19 protein-coding genes are annotated in these 16,905 nt (G+C 56.2%); 8 read left to right on the plus strand and 11 right to left on the minus strand.

What is annotated here, in order from left to right:
* Positions 1-28 precede the first annotated feature (28 nt).
* The 5 genes from HDF12_RS12645 to HDF12_RS12665 form a co-directional block, all read right to left on the minus strand.
* Positions 29-355, minus strand: a complete 327-nt coding sequence (locus tag HDF12_RS12645) for a hypothetical protein (protein ID WP_179583916.1) — start codon at positions 353-355, stop codon at positions 29-31.
* On the minus strand, positions 352-1,527 hold the full coding sequence (locus HDF12_RS12650; RefSeq protein ID WP_257025647.1) for a flagellar basal body P-ring protein FlgI: 1,176 nt from the start codon (positions 1,525-1,527) through the stop codon (positions 352-354). The genes HDF12_RS12645 and HDF12_RS12650 overlap by 4 nt, the downstream gene beginning before the upstream one ends.
* A gap of 11 nt (positions 1,528-1,538) precedes the next feature.
* Positions 1,539-2,360, minus strand: coding sequence for a flagellar basal body L-ring protein FlgH (locus HDF12_RS12655; RefSeq protein WP_257025648.1), 822 nt, complete (start codon positions 2,358-2,360; stop codon positions 1,539-1,541).
* Positions 2,361-2,920: 560 nt separating this feature from the next.
* The gene (gene flgG, locus HDF12_RS12660) at positions 2,921-3,709 is read right to left on the minus strand and encodes a flagellar basal-body rod protein FlgG (RefSeq protein ID WP_179583918.1); all 789 of its coding nucleotides are present in this window, start codon (positions 3,707-3,709) and stop codon (positions 2,921-2,923) included.
* A 48-nt stretch (positions 3,710-3,757) separates the two neighbouring features.
* Positions 3,758-4,513, minus strand: a complete 756-nt coding sequence (locus HDF12_RS12665; protein ID WP_179583919.1) for a flagellar hook-basal body protein — start codon at positions 4,511-4,513, stop codon at positions 3,758-3,760.
* A 118-nt stretch (positions 4,514-4,631) separates the two neighbouring features.
* Between HDF12_RS12665 and HDF12_RS12670 the strand changes: the two genes are divergently transcribed.
* The 7 genes from HDF12_RS12670 to HDF12_RS12700 all read left to right on the plus strand — a co-directional run bounded on the left by HDF12_RS12670 (position 4,632) and on the right by HDF12_RS12700 (position 8,846).
* Positions 4,632-5,033 (plus strand): response regulator, encoded by a 402-nt coding sequence (locus HDF12_RS12670; RefSeq protein ID WP_179583920.1) that lies wholly within the window; start codon positions 4,632-4,634, stop codon positions 5,031-5,033.
* A gap of 107 nt (positions 5,034-5,140) precedes the next feature.
* Positions 5,141-5,593: a chemotaxis protein CheX gene (locus HDF12_RS12675; RefSeq protein WP_179583921.1), complete on the plus strand. Its 453-nt coding sequence runs from the start codon at positions 5,141-5,143 to the stop codon at positions 5,591-5,593.
* A gap of 626 nt (positions 5,594-6,219) precedes the next feature.
* Positions 6,220-6,882 (plus strand): TetR/AcrR family transcriptional regulator, encoded by a 663-nt coding sequence (locus HDF12_RS12680; RefSeq protein WP_179583922.1) that lies wholly within the window; start codon positions 6,220-6,222, stop codon positions 6,880-6,882.
* Complete coding sequence (locus tag HDF12_RS12685; RefSeq protein ID WP_179583923.1) at positions 6,842-7,354, plus strand: GyrI-like domain-containing protein; 513 nt, start codon at positions 6,842-6,844, stop codon at positions 7,352-7,354. The genes HDF12_RS12680 and HDF12_RS12685 overlap by 41 nt, the downstream gene beginning before the upstream one ends.
* A gap of 260 nt (positions 7,355-7,614) precedes the next feature.
* A complete protein-coding gene (locus HDF12_RS12690) occupies positions 7,615-8,070 on the plus strand; it encodes a YybH family protein (RefSeq protein ID WP_179583924.1) in 456 nt (151 codons plus the stop codon).
* 92 nt (positions 8,071-8,162) lie between these two features.
* Positions 8,163-8,327, plus strand: a complete 165-nt coding sequence (locus tag HDF12_RS12695; RefSeq protein WP_179583925.1) for a hypothetical protein — start codon at positions 8,163-8,165, stop codon at positions 8,325-8,327.
* Between the two features lie 51 nt (positions 8,328-8,378).
* Complete coding sequence (locus HDF12_RS12700) at positions 8,379-8,846, plus strand: GyrI-like domain-containing protein (RefSeq protein ID WP_179583926.1); 468 nt, start codon at positions 8,379-8,381, stop codon at positions 8,844-8,846.
* Between the two features lie 397 nt (positions 8,847-9,243).
* Here the strand turns inward: HDF12_RS12700 and HDF12_RS12705 are convergent, their stop codons facing one another.
* From HDF12_RS12705 to HDF12_RS12720, 4 genes are all read right to left on the minus strand, one after another.
* Complete coding sequence (locus tag HDF12_RS12705; RefSeq protein WP_179583927.1) at positions 9,244-10,215, minus strand: hypothetical protein; 972 nt, start codon at positions 10,213-10,215, stop codon at positions 9,244-9,246.
* 147 nt (positions 10,216-10,362) lie between these two features.
* Entirely contained in the window at positions 10,363-11,283 is a 921-nt protein-coding gene (gene ftcD, locus HDF12_RS12710) for a glutamate formimidoyltransferase (protein WP_179583929.1), read from the minus strand.
* Between the two features lie 36 nt (positions 11,284-11,319).
* Positions 11,320-12,069 carry an acyloxyacyl hydrolase gene (locus HDF12_RS12715; RefSeq protein WP_373563925.1) on the minus strand — a complete coding sequence of 250 codons (750 nt, stop codon included), beginning with the start codon at positions 12,067-12,069 and terminating at the stop codon, positions 11,320-11,322.
* A 79-nt stretch (positions 12,070-12,148) separates the two neighbouring features.
* Positions 12,149-12,898, minus strand: a complete 750-nt coding sequence (locus HDF12_RS12720) for a YebC/PmpR family DNA-binding transcriptional regulator (RefSeq protein ID WP_179583931.1) — start codon at positions 12,896-12,898, stop codon at positions 12,149-12,151.
* A 189-nt stretch (positions 12,899-13,087) separates the two neighbouring features.
* Here HDF12_RS12720 and HDF12_RS12725 point away from each other — a divergent pair, with 189 nt between their 5' ends.
* Positions 13,088-14,176, plus strand: coding sequence for a hypothetical protein (locus tag HDF12_RS12725; RefSeq protein WP_179583933.1), 1,089 nt, complete (start codon positions 13,088-13,090; stop codon positions 14,174-14,176).
* A gap of 106 nt (positions 14,177-14,282) precedes the next feature.
* On the opposite strand, the gene HDF12_RS12730 is transcribed toward HDF12_RS12725, so the two are convergent.
* Positions 14,283-15,125: an alpha/beta fold hydrolase gene (locus HDF12_RS12730; RefSeq protein ID WP_179583935.1), complete on the minus strand. Its 843-nt coding sequence runs from the start codon at positions 15,123-15,125 to the stop codon at positions 14,283-14,285.
* A gap of 478 nt (positions 15,126-15,603) precedes the next feature.
* Positions 15,604-16,905: a diaminopimelate decarboxylase gene (lysA, locus tag HDF12_RS12735; RefSeq protein WP_218892454.1), complete on the minus strand. Its 1,302-nt coding sequence runs from the start codon at positions 16,903-16,905 to the stop codon at positions 15,604-15,606.

Here is a 16,905-nt window from a genome sequence, read left to right on the forward strand (position 1 = left end):
TCTACATGACTATATCGACATCCAACCCTCAAACTTTAGTACCCGAAGGTTTTCTTTCTGAGTCTTGTTGATGCTCTTTAGTGATCTGCTTCACTACGCTTCGAGCGATCCCGAAGCCGCCACCCTTCGATATCGCCTTTGCAATAGACTCCGTCCCGAAGCTGCTCATCGTGTCGGAAGCAGAGTCGTCATTCTTCTCTTCTTCTCCCCAACTACTTTGCCCATGCTGCATTGGTTTTAACAGCTCCTGCAACATTGTCGCTTCGAATTGTTGTGCAGCATCCACCAGCTTGGCTTGTTTTTGTCTTGGGACGTCGGAAACAGATGGGATTGAGACATCTAACTCTATTTTCATAGGACTTCAATCTCCGCTTCCAATGCGCCCGCAGACTTCATCGCCTGAAGGATCGAGATGACGTCCCGCGCGGAGGCCCCGATCGTCTGGAGGCTTCGAACCAGGTCGTCCACAGTAGCTCCTTGCTTTAGCTCAATTCGGTTGACCGGTTTATCTTGAGCGTCGACTCTTGTCTGCTGAACGACCTGTGTCGTGCCACCTGAGGAAAATGCGTTTGGTTGTGATACTTGAAATTCGCTCACCACGTTGACAGCTAATCCACCATGAAGGATAGACACCGGCTGCAAGACGACGGTCCCGCCAATAACTACCGTTCCTGTACGCTCATTGACAACCACCTTTGCGCGAGGAAAGACAGGTACTTCTATGGACTCAACCTGAGCCAATAGGGCTGGAACCTCTTCACCGACGGCCACCAGCAAATCAATCCTTCGGCTATCGAGAACGTGGGCAGCAGGTCGTCCTAACGAATGATTAATCGCAAGAGCCATCGCTTCTGCGCTACGAAAGTCAGCATCGTTCAACAATATTGAGAATTGTTTTTTTCCTTCCAAATCCAGCGGGACTCCACGTTCTACCATTGCCCCGAAAGGTACCCTTGCCGTGTTGGGGTGATTATATTGTTTTACATTCCCATTTACGTTGACCGAATATCCACCTACTATCAATGGTCCTTGCGCCTGGGCATATATTTTTCCATCCGATCCATAGAGAGGAGTCATTAGAAGCAGTCCGCCCTCAAGGCTTCTCGCATCGCCTGCCGAGGAGACAGTAATATCCAGCTTGGTGCCTGGACGAGCGAAGGGTGGCAACGTGGCTGAAACAAAGACTGCAGCAAGATTTTGCACTCTAATCGCCGATGCCGGTACGCTGACTCCCATACGAAGCAGCGTTGACGCCAAGGTTTGTGCAGGAAAGGTTGTTTGCTGACTGTCGCCGGTACCTTGTAGGCCGACAACTATGCCGTATCCAACCAATTGATTGTCGCGAATACCCTCGATTGAAGCGATATCTTTGACGCGCGCCTGCCTTGACGTAGATGTTGTCGCATCTGAAGAGAGAGCACACGCGGCTGTGGCAATAAAACAAATCAATAGGCATGCAAAGGAGATTGGGAGTCTTGTGAGGTTTTTCTCTACCTCTAATTCTTCCGGCCTGTTGGCGACGTGCATGGAGTTCCTCATTAAAAAATCAACACCTTTTGTAGAAGACGAACCAAGACATTCTGACGATGGGTGTAATCGTTGATAATTCCCTTCCCACGTACTTCAAGCTCCAGACTAGAGATAGCTGTTGATAGAACCTGATTTTGTTGAGATATATCCTCGGGACGGACTAGTCCTCTCAAAACGATCGTCTGGGTTTGCTGGCTAAACTCCACCTGCCGAGCTGCCTCTATCACCAGCATCCCATTTGAAAGAACCTCTATCACTTGTCCTCCAAACGTGGTGCTCAGGCTCGAATTAGTTGCACTTGTTCCCTGCGCGTTAAGTCCCGATGAGGAGGTTTGGTTAATCAAATTTTGCAACGCGTTCCCCGCACGCAGAGTGCCAATTAGACCGGAGATAGAGGAACTGGCATTGGACGCTCGCGAGTTCTTCACCGTTCCGTCCGTCGACGCTGCGAGGCTCTCGGAGACCACGACCGAAATCAGATCATGAGGCCGCATAGCCCGCACATCCGTGTTGATGCGTGTGAGCCTTCCACTGTCAGTCCAGATAGATCCTGGCGCAGGTTGGATGTTGGAGTTCTCCGCCCGCACTCTCTCCAGATAAGAGGACAAGGATGCCGCAGCCACATTGGGCTTTGGCTCAATCAATTTATGGATCGCTTCGGTCTGTGCTTGCACAGAAGGGAGAATCGAAAACAACAGCAACGGCGCAGCGATTGTCAACGCGAAGCGACTTGAGCTTTTATTGCCGAATAACACCAAAGACGGTTGACTTGTAAGGATCTGGACCTTACTGAGCACTGGCTTCTGGATGAAATTGATAAGTGAACTCATCCCTGGGATCCCCCTCATGGTTTCATCTCCACATCAGACGGCCCTCGAACGATGCCGGAGAATTGTTCCGCTATCGTCTGGTCGTCTGTACCTCTACGCAAGAGTCGCACTTTTATGAGATCGCCCAATCCGCCATTCCCTTCTGAGATCCCGGCGACTTCAATCCGTAAGAAGCTTTCTTGCCTCCAAAGCCGAACAATTTCGCCGGCACGAATTAGGACAGAAGAAGGAATATTGTTTACACTTCCCTGCTCTCTGAGTCGTATCGGCGGAATTGAATCGGGCAATGGAAGAGCGACCGCGGGCCATCCTGGATGACCGCAATGAATAATCGTCGCCCAACTCTGCCTCAAAACCGGGTCGGACTGAATGCTCGCCACCCGATAACCACCGCTCTCCAATATCGAATACGATGAGCTCGTGACGTCCACGGCTATCGCATCAGTTGGCGTTTTGTAACAAACTGCGAGAGCTGTACTGGTAAGCCATGTTCCGTGCAGTAAGAGAAAAGAACTTCTGCCAATCGTTTTGAATACTGAGAAGGTATCGGACATGGCGGTCTACCGAACGAGACCATTAATCTGTGAGTACATGTCATCGGCGACATGTATTACCTTAGAGTTACTCTCGTAGGCACGTTGCGCCAGAATCATTTGCACGAACTCTGCGACAACATCAACGTTCGAATTTTCTAGATACCCTTGCTGCAGTGTTCCTATTCCGCTGGTCCCCCCAGGAGTGTCCGTGATGGGATTGCCGGAGGATGCTGTCTGTTGCAACAAATTACTGCCGATGGAACTCAGGCCACCCGTATTAGGGAAAGTTGCAAGCTGAATGGTGCCAAGCTGCGCGGCGTTTGTCTGTCCAGGAAGCGTTGCAGTTACAACGCCGTATTGAGAGATCACGACATTAGTAGCATTAGACGGGATCGTGATCGCAGGCAAGATCGTATCCCCAGAAGAGGTCACAATCGTGCCCTGACTGTTCAAGTGAAAGTTCCCAGCGCGCGTGTAAGCAATGGTTCCGTCGGGAAGAGAAACCTGGAAAAATCCCGCGCCTTGAATCTCAAGGTCATATGGGTTGCCGGTGTTGTTAGGATCGCCCTGCGTCATAATTACTTCGCTGGCTGCTGTCTTGGTACCAAGACCAACCTGCAAGCCAGCCGAAAGAGTCTGCTGTGTCTCGGCGGATCCGGGAGTGACCAGATTTTGATAGATCATGTCTTCAAATTGCACTTGACGCTGTCTGAAACCCGCAGTCCCCGAGTTCGCCAGATTGTTTGCGATGGTATCTAAATTTGTCTGCTGGGCGCTCATTCCACTTGCGGCTGTATAAAGTGCACGAATCATTTCAAGCTCCTTGTCTTGTATAGAACTCTATAAAATATGGACTTTTGGTCAAACTCGAGGAAGATCTTCTGACGCCGTTTTATCGAAATCATTGTTGAAGACGCTCAACGCTTTTTGCATCATCTCCGCCTGTCGTTGCACCAGCACCAGTTGCATCGTGCCGTGAACGGCATCTTCATTAGCTCCTTCTACCGAGCCCTGTTCTACCGAAACATTCGCTGCAATGGGTTTTGTTTCATTTGCAGAAAAGCGATTAGAACCTTCAGCGGAGAGAACTGATTTATCTGAAAAATCGAAGGCTCCAACCTTGCCTACAATTACGCTGCCGTCTGTTGTAGAGACCGAGATGTTCCCATCGGGTGACACGTAGATGTTGCCTGTTGGGATGGTGATGGGCTTGAGGTTGGCGTCGAGCACTGCCTCTCCCCGACTTGTTTGCAGCACTCCCTTGGGGGAGCGGGAGAAGGCTCCGTCTCTTGTGTACCGGATGCCGTTGGAGGTCTGGATGGCGAAGAATCCTTGACCTTCCAGGGCGAGGTCCAGCGGATTGCCGGTGGCTTTCAGCTCTCCCTGTCCGAGATCCAGCCTATTTCCGCCTAGGACCCCGAAGCCGTTTACGGATTGACCGACTTGGGATGCTGTCGCGGGGTCCTGATCGATGCCTCCCGCAAGAACCCCGCTGAAGTAGTCGCGCTGAGCACGAAAGCCAGAGGTTCCTGCGTTGGCCAGGTTGTTGGCTGCAGTGTCGAGCGCTTGCGTGCGTGCCAAGAGTCCTGTGTATGCTGCGTAGAGTCCGCTGTCCATGCCACAAGCCTATGCAGTTCGGTGGCCGAAGTTGGAGAGGCGATCGTTAGAAAGCGCTAAGGGCAAGATCGTTCAAGGTTGCAGTTGATCTGCCGATACAGCAATCAGACCAGAAGATATGTTGGGAGGGTCGGTGCGAGCGCTAATTATTGATGATTCGGCGGTAATGAGAAAGGTAATCGAACGGGCGTTGCGACAGGCAGGCCTCGAACTCAGCGAGGTGTTGCAGGCTTCGAATGGTGAGGAGGCGTTGCAGACTCTTCGAGACAATCAAGGTTCGGACGCACTTGCGTTGATTCTGAGTGATATCAATATGCCGGTGATGGATGGACTGCAGTTTCTGGAGGCCCGGAAGCAGGAGAATCTGGCGCAGGGCGTTCCGGTCGTGATGATTACGACGGAAGGCAATGAGAGCTTCGTGCTGCGTGCGATCGCTGCTGGCGCACAAGGCTATATTTGCAAGCCGTTCACGGCCGAGCAGGTGAAGGCGCGGGTGCTTCCTCTGTTGCGGGCAGCGTAAGCGGTTCTAGTGTTGCTCGTCGTTGTTGAAGCTTTTTGTTGGACCTTTAGTTGAGAGCTGTTTTGATTTATTCCGGAACATAAACCTGGAGCGGGAAGAGGACGATTGTGTCAAATACGCAGGATGAGGCAGTGACTCGGCTGGATTCGGCTGTCGCGGAAGTTTTTGAGACGATGCTGGAGAGAAGCTGCGACCCTTTGGAGGGCGAGGTCGACACGGTGGAGGGGCGGATCGTGGCAAGGATTCAATTTACCGGGGCAGTGGATGGCGAGTGCCTGTTGTATGCGAGTCAGGCTACTGCGTCGGTGACTGCCGAGGCGTTGCTGGGAACACCGTCAGAGCCGCACGATCCGATGGTGGACGATGCAATCGGGGAGCTTTGCAATATGATAGCCGGCGGCTGGAAGAGCAAGCTCGCCTCGCCGGACTCCAACTGCTCGATCTCGACCCCTGCCGTTACTCGGGATGGGCTCGAGGGATATCAGGCTAAGTTTGGGACCAAATTCAGCCGGAAATATTCGTTCCAGGGTAACGTGTTCGGCGTTGTACTCGCGTTCTAGGGAGGTACCCCCCCGGGGGTATTTGACCGTAAATCATTTTGATTGAATGATTTGCCAAAAGTAGCTTTCTGCAAAATAGTCATTTCAAAAGGGTTGCGCGCAAATTCGTCCAGTCAAAGGACTTACGTCAACTTCCTCTTCGGAAGATCGCTGAAGTCAATTTTCTGCACTCTCTGTACTAAGTATAGCTTGCGGGATAGAACTAATACGCCACGTGTATCTTACTGATGGAATGGGGCTTAGTTGAATATAGGGCTTGACAGATTTTGCCCCGACGGTGACTACTCGCTTCGCGCACAATTGACACGGGTAGGCGCAGATGGAAAGAGGCAGCCGCGTATCGGGCGGACAATCGAAGCAGCAGATCCCTACGGGATACTGCGGGGATCCGCAACGAAGAACGGGCAACGGCAATAACAAAAGCAAATCCACGGGATGACAACAAAAGAACAGGCAACGACAAGGGCAAGGGCAACCGCAGATCCCCTTCGGGGATGACAACAAAGGGACAGGCAGCGACAAGGCAACAACTGAGGGTTTGCGAAAGGCCTAATGTGAGGCGAAATATGGATTGACAGCATACCCACTAGTTGGTATTCTATTTCCCAACAAACAGAAGGCACCTCATGATCGACAGTCGGCACGAATCGAAGACGAAGTTTCTGGATGCAGCGATGCACGTCATCCGCGTCAAAGGGTATAGCGCGACACGCATCGAGGATGTCTGCGAAGAGGCGGGGCTGACCAAGGGAAGCTTCTTCCATCACTTCAGGAGCAAGGAGGAGCTAGCTCTGGCTGCGGCCGACCACTGGAGCGAGGTTACTGGTGGCGTGTTCGCGTCCGCACCCTATCGCGAGTTGCCCGACCCGCTGGATCGCGTTCTAGCTTATGTGGACTTTCGTAAGGCGATTCTTCAAGGAAGAACGTTGTGTGACTTTACCTGTCTTGTAGGCACGATGGTGCAGGAGGTTTATGACACGAATCCTCCGATACGAGAGGCATGCAATAAGAGCATCAGCACTCATGCGGCGACCGTGGAGGCGGACATAGCGGAGGCTATGCAGAAGTATGGGGTTGATGCGGAGTGGACCGCCCAGAGTCTTGCGCTCTACACGCAGGCGACGCTACAGGGAGCGTTCATTCTCGCGAAGGCCAAGGGCGGCCCTGAGATCGCAGTTGCTTGTATTGATCACCTTCACCGTTATATTGAGATGTTGTTCACTCAATCTGATTCGAGGAGAGTTCTTCATGACAGAAGTTCCACAGCAAGGAGACAAGACACCTTCTGAGGAGTTGGAGACGCCACGGTTTGAAGACGGAAAGCCTATGCTGCTGGCTGGACTGCGCGGGGAGTACACGATGGCAACGATGAAAGAGATTCCGGCGCTGTGGCAGCGTTTTACTACTTATTTAGATAAAGTCCCAGGTCCGGTTACCAAGGTAGCGTATGGGGTTTGTTTTCCTTCGTCGGATGGTTTTGGCTACATGGCGGCAGTGGAAGTACGGAGTGCAGAGGGATTGCCTGGAGAGTTCAGCGTGGTGACGATGCCTGTCGAACGATATGCGGTGTTCACGCACAGCGGCCACGTCTCAAAGCTTCCGGAGACCTGCCGTGCGATTGAGCACGAGTGGCTGCCAAAGTCTCGATACTCGTTTGCGCTGGGGACTCCGGGGTCGCCGGGTTTCTTCGAACGCTATGGCGAGAGCTTCGACGCGAAGATCGGCGCGGGCGACGTCGAGGTCTGGGTGCCGATTCGGTAGTGCTCTGAACCTAAAGCTCGACAGCACACAAACTACGTCCAGAGGCAGCAGCATCTTGAAAGGGCGATGAAGATTGGACAACGGCGTGAAGAGGGGGCGGAAAAGGACGAGCGGTTTGGGCAGGATGGAGTTCGTCGGGATCCTTCGCTACGCTCAGGATGACAGCAAAGGCTTGAGCGTTCAGGATGACACAGGGCTAATGCGCCTCAAGGATGACAGCAAAGGCTTGGATGGGCAGCTAATTAGAGAGGAGAACCACGATGGCGACAGCAACGATGCAGACCGATGTTTCGAAGGATCAGGCCGAAGTTCTGGCAGTGATCGATCAACTCCGCAAGACGAATCATGACAAAGATGCCGCTGGATTTGCGGCGTTGTTCGCGGCGGATGCGGCCGACTACAATCTGGCTCCGCCGCTATCTCATCTTGGAATCGATCGCCGGGAGAAACAGGCGTGGTTCGATTCCTGGGATGGGCCGGTGGAAGTGGAAGCGCATGATTTTGAGGTGACAGTCAGCGGCGATGTTGCGTTCTGTCATGGTTTTATGCACATGAAAGCGACCGCAAAGGCGGGGGCGCGGCTGGTCAGCTTCTGGATGCGTTCCACTCTTCATCTGAAGCGGGAGGCTGGTCAGTGGAGGATCACACACTCCCATACGTCGGTGCCGTTTTACATGGATGGCAGTTTGCGGCCGGCGTTTGATTTGCAGCCTTAGCTAGTTTTAAAATTTTGATCTGCCTAAAGACGGGTGTACCCGACCATTTCTCAATTCGATTTGGAAATTGGCACACAGAACGAGGGATAGATGTGACAATCGAGACGCCACAGGCTGTGGAGACGGTTGCGCTGCGCCGGATCCAGAACGGCAAAGGCTGGAGTGTTTCGGCTGAAAGGTTCGAACGGTATGGGCGGGTGGAAGGCGTCGGGATCCTTCCCCATTCGACTTCGCTCAGGGTCTGGATGACGACTTGAAAGAGTCTGCCGATTGCGTCGTAATTAGCACAAAGAACCAGAGGAGACGAGATGATAGAGACACCAAAGATCGTTGAGACGGTTGCACTGCCAATGGCCTTCCTTCATCTCACGGTGCCGACCTCGGAGATTCAAAAGGTCATGATTCCCGGATTGAACGAGGTGAAGGCCGCGGCGGCCGCACAAGGGGTTTCCGAGGCTGGACCCTGGTTCACCCACCACCTGGTCAAGCCAAAGGGGACCTTTGATTTCGAGATCTGCGTGCCGGTGGCTGCGCCGATTGTGACTGCGGGCAGGGTGCAGGCTGGGGTATGGCCTGCGATGAAGGTGGTGAGGACGGTCTACCACGGAGATTACTCGGGACTCGGCGCTGGGTGGGGCGAGTTTGAAGCCTGGATCGCAAAGAATGGGTATAAGACGGCAGAGGACCTGTGGGAGCGATATCTTACAGGCATGGAAGCTGGTCCGGACCCGGCTAACTGGCGAACGGAGTTGAATCGACCGCTTGTGGGGCGTTGAGGAAAGGAAAACGTAGCAGATATGGTTACAAATATAGGGATCTTCCCTTTCGACAAGCTCAGGGCGGTATGACAGCACAGCCGTGCGACGGTAACGGGAAGAACACAGGCAATTGTCTGGTGGGATGACTTTGGGTGGAGGCAGAACGGGAACGGCTAGAACGGTATGGGTGGGTGGAATGTGCCGGGATCCTTCACTCCGTTCAGGATGACGACTTCAGATGTGGGTGGAAAGGGACGGGCGGTTTGGGCAGGAGGGAGTTCGTCGGGGTCCTTTCCCTTCGACAAGCTCAGGGTCAGGATGACGGCAAAGACCTAACCTGCGATGAAAAGCCCGGTCCGCAAAGTGCGGACGCCGGGCTTTTTTGCGAGTTGCTTCTTTGGCAGTTCGTGAGCGGCTACTTGACGACTGACTGGAAGAGCGGTGAGGTGAGCAGGCTGGCGAACTGGCTGTCGGAGGAGGAGTAGTCGACGGTCAGGGTGCCGGCATTGGAGTCGATGGTGGTCTGATCGAGAGCGGATTTCTCGAGCGGGGTGCCGGAGTTTTTCTTCAGGATGGAAACCCCCTTCATGAGAGTGGCTGCGGTTGCGGCGGTGATGGTGTCGGACATGACGACAGCCATATCGAACTTGACGCCGTTCTGGAAGTCCATGGTGTAGCGGCTGCTCTTCATGCGGTTCTTGACGGTGTCGTAGTCGGCGAGTTGTGCGGCGTCACCGAGGACGCTCTTCATCATGGTCTGGGTGCCTTTGGCGTCGAGCAGGCTCCAGACGGCCTTGGTGTCTACGACGTTCATCTCGTTGACCATGTCGCCGTTGGAGAGGAAGTTGGAGGTGATGCCGTCGCGGGCGTCCATCGCTTCCTTGACGGCGTCTTTGTCGCCGAAGACCATGGTGGTCTGGTTAAGGAAGACGACGCTCATGCCGTTGGAGCCCATGGAATAGACGCTGTTGTTGCGGATCATGGTGGGCTTGATCTTGTTCTTGGTGAAGTTGGCCATGACCTCGCGGGTGTGGAACTGGCCCTGGGCGATGCCTACGATGCGGGTTCCGTCACCCTTCTGGTCGCGGAAGGCGGCGAAGGCTAGGACGTCGGCATCCTGGTCGACTTTGAGGCCGGAGCTTTTGAGGGCGGTCTCGAGGCGCTTGAGTTCAGGGGGGAGGACGCGATCTTTGAGGTCCATCGCGGCGGGGGAGTTCTGCATGGCGCGATAGTCGACGACGATGAGCTGCTGAACTTCCTTGGGGGTGGCGGACTTGGCGTCGCTGGAAAGCTGTGCAGCGGAGGCGAAGTTTGGGGCCATCATGGTCGCCGTCATGGTCGCAATGACGACGGCGGTGGTGAAGAGGGTGCGCTTGGGTGTGTTCATTTGTTTCCTTTACTCCTTGAGCTACTGGCAGTGTAGCTGCAATACCACCATTGTTCCGTGAATACGCGCTGGTTGCAAGACTGGATGGGTGAGGTTTCTGTTAGCAAGCTTGCTACTTTCGTGGTAGATGGGGTGGCTTTGGAATAACTAGTGCTGAGGCCACGAGATGGGGGAGTGAAGTCTGCGCTCGAGCACCTTGCCGTCGGGATCGAAGCCAGTGATTTGACGAACCCAATCGGAATCGGGCTCATAGGCGGCCTGGGGAATGAGGCCGATGAGCTCGGCGTCTTCGATGAGGACGCCGTGGCGCTGGGCGAGATGCTGAACGGTGGCGTGGACGTGGTGCATGGGGGTGATGCGGAAGTCGGTGACGTTCATGCTGACCTGGGCGCGGCCGTTGGCGAGGACGCCGATGGCTTTGACGCCGTGGAGGCCGCCGTTGGCGGCGCGGATGTCGCGGGCGATGGCGCGGGCGGCGGCGATGTCGGGCTGCTGGAGGTGGATGTTGTAGGCGATGAGGAAGCTGCGGGCGCCGACCGCGGAGGCTCCGGCGGTGGCGTGGAGCTCGGGGCCGCCGATGTCGGGGCGGCGGGTGGCGTCGCGGAGGGCGGCGTCGCGGAGGCCTTCGAACTGGCCGCGGCGAACGTCTTCGAGGAGGACGCGGTCGGGGCGGGCGGCGGCGGCTCCGTAGAAGTAGACTGGGACGCCGTAGCGACGCCAGATGAGGAGGCCAGCCTGGCGGGCGAGGACGGCGCAGTCGGCTAGGGAGGCTCCGCTCACGGGGATGAAGGGGATGACGTCTGCGGCGCCGATGCGGGGGTGGACGCCGTTCTGGGTGGTGAGGTTGATGAGCTCGGCGGCTTTGCCAGCGGCGCGGACGGCGGCTTCGACGATGCCGGTGGGCGAGCCGGCGAGGGTGACGACGGAGCGGTTGTGGGCGGTGTCGAGGGACCAGTCGAGCAGGCGCACGCCTTCTACCTGGGTGGCGGCGACGATCTGCTCGACCTTGGCGGCGTCGGTGCCTTCAGAGAAATTAGGGACGCACTCGATGATGGCTTCTGGATTCATGGGTAGCGAGTCAGCTAGTTAGCGAAAGATACATGGTTATTTCCACCAGGTGTAGCCGAGGGAGAACTGAACACTGGCGTTGACGCCGGGGTTGCGATCTCCGAGGGAGGCGCTGGAGATGTGGACGGCGTTGGCGCTGAAGTCGATAGAGCGGCGGGGATGGATGAAGTAGTGGACGCCGACGCCACCCTGGGGGGTGAAGTTGAAGACACTGGCGTCGGCGTATTTGCCGTCGTTTTGCGAGTTGTAGGGTGGTCCGCCGAAGGCTGGGTACTTATGGTTTGTCCAGAGGAGACCGCCAGCGGCTTGTCCCCAGAAGGAGAATTTCTTTGTGCCGACGACGTTCCAGCGGAGGATGATCGGGGTGACGGAGGCTCCGGTGAAGGTACCGCCTACGGTGTAGAAGGGGGTGCACTGCTCCGGGGTGCCGGGCGGGTTGGTGCAGAAGGGGCGCTGGAACTTTGGTGTGTAGGACTGCCAGAAGGGGAAGACTTCGACGGCGTACTCGAAGTTGCCGCGCAGGGGGCCGTGGCCCAAGTTGGGGGTGAGGACCTTGCCGGCGTGGACTCCAGCCATGAGGAACTTGAAGTCGTTGCGATTTTCAGTGACGCCGATGCCGCCCTGGACGAGAGCTCCGATCTCGAAGGGCTGGTGGCCTTTGGGATCGAGGAAGGGATTGTTCTCGTTACTGACGATTGCCTGACCGCAGGAGGGTCGGGTGGCGGTTAGCAGGAGGGCGAGGGTCCAGAGGGCGGTCGCTCCGAGGCGTGCGAGTTGCTTAATCACTTAGGTCTCCGGTGTTGAGCACAACAGAAGAAGGCCGCCTGTGAACGGCGGCCGTTGGGGGCTTAGCTACCGTTTTGCATCAATGGCTGGCGTTGGCGACTGCAGCTTCGTCGAAGTCGAAGTTGGAATAAACGTTTTGCGTGTCGTCCAGATCTTCGATGGTCTCGAGGAGGCGGATCATGGCGTTGGCTTGAGTGCCTTCGAGTTTGGTGTAGGTCGAGGCGATCTTTGTAACTTCAGCGTGTTCGGGGGTTATCTTTGCGGCCTTCAGGGCTTCGGTGACGGCTTCAAAGTCTTTGGGATCGGTGAGGACCTCCCAGTTTTCGCCTTCGTCGGAGAGATCTTCGGCACCTGCATCGAGGACGATCTCGGTGAGCTTGTCTTCAGATGCAGCTGATTTTGCGATGGTGATGACGCCCTTCTTAGTGAACATCCAGGAGACGGAGTTGGACTCTCCGAGGTTTCCACCGTTCTTCGAAAATGCGTGGCGGATCTCGCTTACGGCGCGGTTTTTGTTGTCGGTGAGGACGTCAACAATGAGAGCGACGCCGCCGGGGCCGTAGCCCTCGTAGGTGATCTCTTCGTAGCTGACGCCTTCGAGTTCGCCGGTGCCGCGTTGGATGGCGCGCTTGATGTTGTCGGCGGGCATGTTCTCGGCCTTGGCGGCTGCGATGGCGCCGCGGAGGCGGGGGTTGCCGTCGGGATCGCCTCCGCCGGTCTTGGCGGCGATGGTGATTTCCTTGATGAGGCGGGTGAAGATCTTGCCGCGTTTGGCGTCTGTGGCGCCCTTTTTGTGCTTAATTGTCGCCCATTTTGAGTGGCCGGACATGGACTACCTCGGTGTTGATTTTGCGTGTGCCTACGATCGGTTGCGGGCTTGCGCGACCTTGTGATTTTAGCATGTTGAGGAGGGGATCATGCATCCTGTCAGGAGAGGGTGTTCCCGCTGTCGCGCGAATGCCCACATCTCAAAATCGAGATATGGGGCACCCGCCGTCTTTGAGGTTTTGGCAAGTTGATGAGAGCAAGCGCGTGCCGCGGGCTGTGTAACGGTTTCGTCGGCGGACGAGTCCTATTAGAAGATCGAGCGATCGGGCAGACTCCGGTTCGAGGTTGGGATGAGGTGTTTGTGGGGCTGAGAACCGTAGCGATGTGCGCTTGCCTGGCGTTGCTCTGGCCGGCTTGCGTGGGATGCGCGCAGAGTGAGAACACTGCGGGTGGCCACCGGGGATGGCGGGGGGAGCGGATCGTCGCATCGCAGAGCTTTGGCGAGGGAGGGGCGACGATTCAGGTGGACTTCGCGGCGGGCGATCTTGATCTTTCGCAAGCAGAGGTTGTCTCGTGGGTTCACGAGTCGGCGCATTCGGTGGCGGTGTACTACGGCAGGTTTCCGGTGGTGCGGGCGCGGGTGGTGATTGAGCCGATCGCCGGCGACTCCGATTCGATCCACGGTACGACGTGGGGTGACATGGGTGGCTTCCCTGCCGTGACGCGAGTTCGGCTGGGACAACATGTGACCAGAGACGAGCTGAGGGATGACTGGGTGATGACGCATGAGTTTGTGCATACGGCGTTGCCGGATCTTCCGGATGATCAGCATTGGATGGAAGAGGGGCTGGCGACGTACATCGAACCGATTGCGCGCGCGGGGACGGGCAGGCTGACCGAGGCCAGGGTGTGGGCGGAGTTTTTGCACGAGATGCACAATGGCGAACCGGAGCAGAGTGATCGCGGCCTGAATGAGACACAGACGTGGGGGCGGACGTACTGGGGTGGAGCGATGTTTTGTTTGATGGCGGATGTTTCGATCCGACGTCAGACGAACGACAGGAAGGGGCTTAGAGATGCTCTGCGCGCAGTTGTGGACAGCGGGGGTGGAATTGATAAGGACTGGCCGCTGTCGCGAGTATTGCAGATCGGGGATCGCGCAACCGGGACGACAGTATTGACCGATATGTACGCGAAGTGGAGCGAGAAGCCGGTGGATGTGGATCTGCCGGCGTTATGGAAGGAGTTGGGTGTGAGTGCGGGTCCGAATCATGGAGTTGTGTTGGATGCGAAGGCTCCTCTGGCCGCGGTGCGAGAGTCAATTAGTGCGTCGAGGTGACAAATTTTGGAGGGAATGGCGAGAGCAAACGCATATCCCTACGGGATGACGAGCCAATATTTCAAGTTTCCGATAACGACGTTTTGCAGGGACAGCAGTCCTCTTGTTAGTTCGGGAGACCACTGAGAAATGCAGTCATCTCCTTCATGACCTCTTTTGTGTTGGAGTGGAAGATGAAATGATCGGCCCCCGCGATACGCACTACGCGAGCTTTCGGAACTGCTGCCTGGAACGCGTCGGCTTGGGCGCTCGTTGTTTCGCCGGGCGAGCGAGGAATGGCGAAGATGGCTAGGGTCGGAACAGGGATCCCAGTGAACTTCTGCGCTCCATTGACCAGCGCTAAAAGAATGGGCGGAGGAGGAGGCGCATCTTTCGGGCGAGGCGGAAGAACAGGCTGAGAAGCAAGCTTCTGATCCACCGCTTTCAAATCTTTATCAAACCTTGCTACGGATGCTTCCAGGCCAGCAAAGTCGGAACGGGTCTGGAGCGTAGCAGAAAACAGCAGGTTCAAGTGCTGCTGAAGGTCTTTCGCATCAATGATCGGATCGCCAAGGGTTGGCGAGTACAGCGCGTATGGGTATCCCGCCTCTAAATAGATAAGGCCACTGATTTCTTCGGGATGACTGGTCGCGATCGAACTAAGTTCTTCGCCGGCCAGAGAGTGACCGACCAGAACGGGTCTGTTGATTTTCAGTGCTGTGATCACCGCGAGGACATCTTTTCCAAGACGGTCTGCCGAGTAGTTTTCTTCGTCTGGCGTAGGAGCGCTTGACTTTCCGAAACCGCGCCGCGAGATAGCGAGCACTCGATGGTTAGGTAGAAACATTGGTGCGAAGTCGTCGAACTCGTGACCATCCAGGCCCATTCCCGACAGGAAGATTAGGGTACGTCCCGAACCGCCAAAATCCAGCACTTCGAGTTTCACGTTGCCATCTACTGCGATCTGCATTGTCTTATGCGGCGTGAGGTCCGGCGGTACAGGACTCTGAGCGGCCACAGCAGAACAGAGAGAGATGAGGGTAGCCAAGCAAAGTTGAGTCCGTAACAATTGTGGTTCTCCGGTAGGAATAAGCTAAAGACGTTTTGTTCCTCTAAATGTCACGGACGGTCGTTCCCGTGAAGTCAGATTTTCGGCAAGTTCAAACTCTGGACGTTGATGAACCGGATGCAGAAGAGCTTGGCGTACGATTTTTGACGCTTGGTTTGATCACCAACAAAAACAACGACAAGACTGCTGTAATGTTCCGGAAGAGGGGGCGAAATGCGGGGGTCTCTCCACTGCGCTACTCACGATGAGGCTGTGAGTAGCTTCGGTCGAGATGAGTTTTAGAGAGGGGATGGAAAAGCAAATGCAGATCCCTACGGGATGACAAGCAAAGGGACAAGCAACGACAAGAACAAGGCAACAGCGATCTGTTTGGGGTGGGTTAGAGGAGTTCGGGGGCTAGGAGGTCGCGCATGGTCTCGCGGCGGCGGATGAGACGGGTCGCGGCGCCGTCGATGAGGACCTCGGCGGGGCGGGGACGGGAGTTGTAGTTGGAGGTTTGGGACATGCCGTAGGCTCCGGCGTCGAGGAGAAGGATGAGGTCGTTCGGTTTGACTGGAGGCAGGATGCGATCGCGGGCGAAGAAGTCGCCTGACTCGCAGACGGGGCCGACTACGTCGGCTGTGAAGGTTGACTTCCCTGCTGGCTGTTTTATGGGGATGATCTCGTGGTGCGCGTGGTAGAGCGCGGGGCGGATGAGGTCGTTGATGCCGGCGTCGGTGATGACGAAGGTTTTGGTGCCGTTTTTCTTGATGTAGAGGATGCGGGTGAGGAGCGCGCCTGCCTGCGCAACGATGAAGCGGCCGGGTTCGAGGAGTAGATTGGCGGGTTCTGTGCCGAGACCTTTGGTGATCGCGGCGGCGTACTTTGCTACTTGTTTTGCTGGGTCAAATGCTGTGGCACCGTAGTCTATGCCGAGGCCGCCGCCTGCGTCGACGTAGCGGATGTTATGGCCGTCGTGGCGGAGGTCAGCGATGAGGCTGGTGACGCGGGTGAGGGCTGCGGCGAAGGGATCTACTTTGCGAATCTGTGAACCGATGTGGACGGAGACGCCGGCAGGGTCGAGCCACTTTGATTTTTTTGCGCTGCGATAGATGGAGCGGGCGGCTTTGATGCCGATGCCGAACTTGTGCTCACTGAGGCCGGTGGAGATGTAGGGGTGAGTTTCGGCGAAGACGTCGGGGTTGACGCGGAGGGCGAAGCGGGCGATTTTGTTGCAGGCTTCGGCGCGCACAGCGAGGAGATGGAGTTCGGCTTCGGACTCTACGTTGAAGAGGAGGATGTCGGCTTTGAGTGCGGCGTCGATCTCCCATATCTGTTTGCCTACACCGGAGAAGACTACTTTTTTCAACGCGGACTTGTGAGCTTTGCGGACTCGTTCGAGCTCGCCGCCGGAGACGATGTCGAAGCCTGCTCCTTGTCTGGCAAGAAGACGGAGGATCGCGAGGGAGGAGTTTGCTTTGACGGCGTAGCAGATGGTGTGGGGGCGGGTGGCGAAGGCTTCTGCGAAGAGCTGGAAGCGGTGGGAGATTTGTTGAGCAGAGTAGACGTAGAGCGGCGTGCCGTGTTCGGCGGCGAGCGCGGTGAGGTCTGCTCCGTCGCAGTGGAGGAGGCGATTGCGGTAGGCGAAGGGGCGTGGACTGACCTCGGATTGAGGTGGGGTTACGGCGATCTTTTTTGACAA

The organism is Tunturiibacter gelidiferens (assembly GCF_013410115.1).
GTDB lineage: Bacteria > Acidobacteriota > Terriglobia > Terriglobales > Acidobacteriaceae > Edaphobacter > Edaphobacter gelidiferens.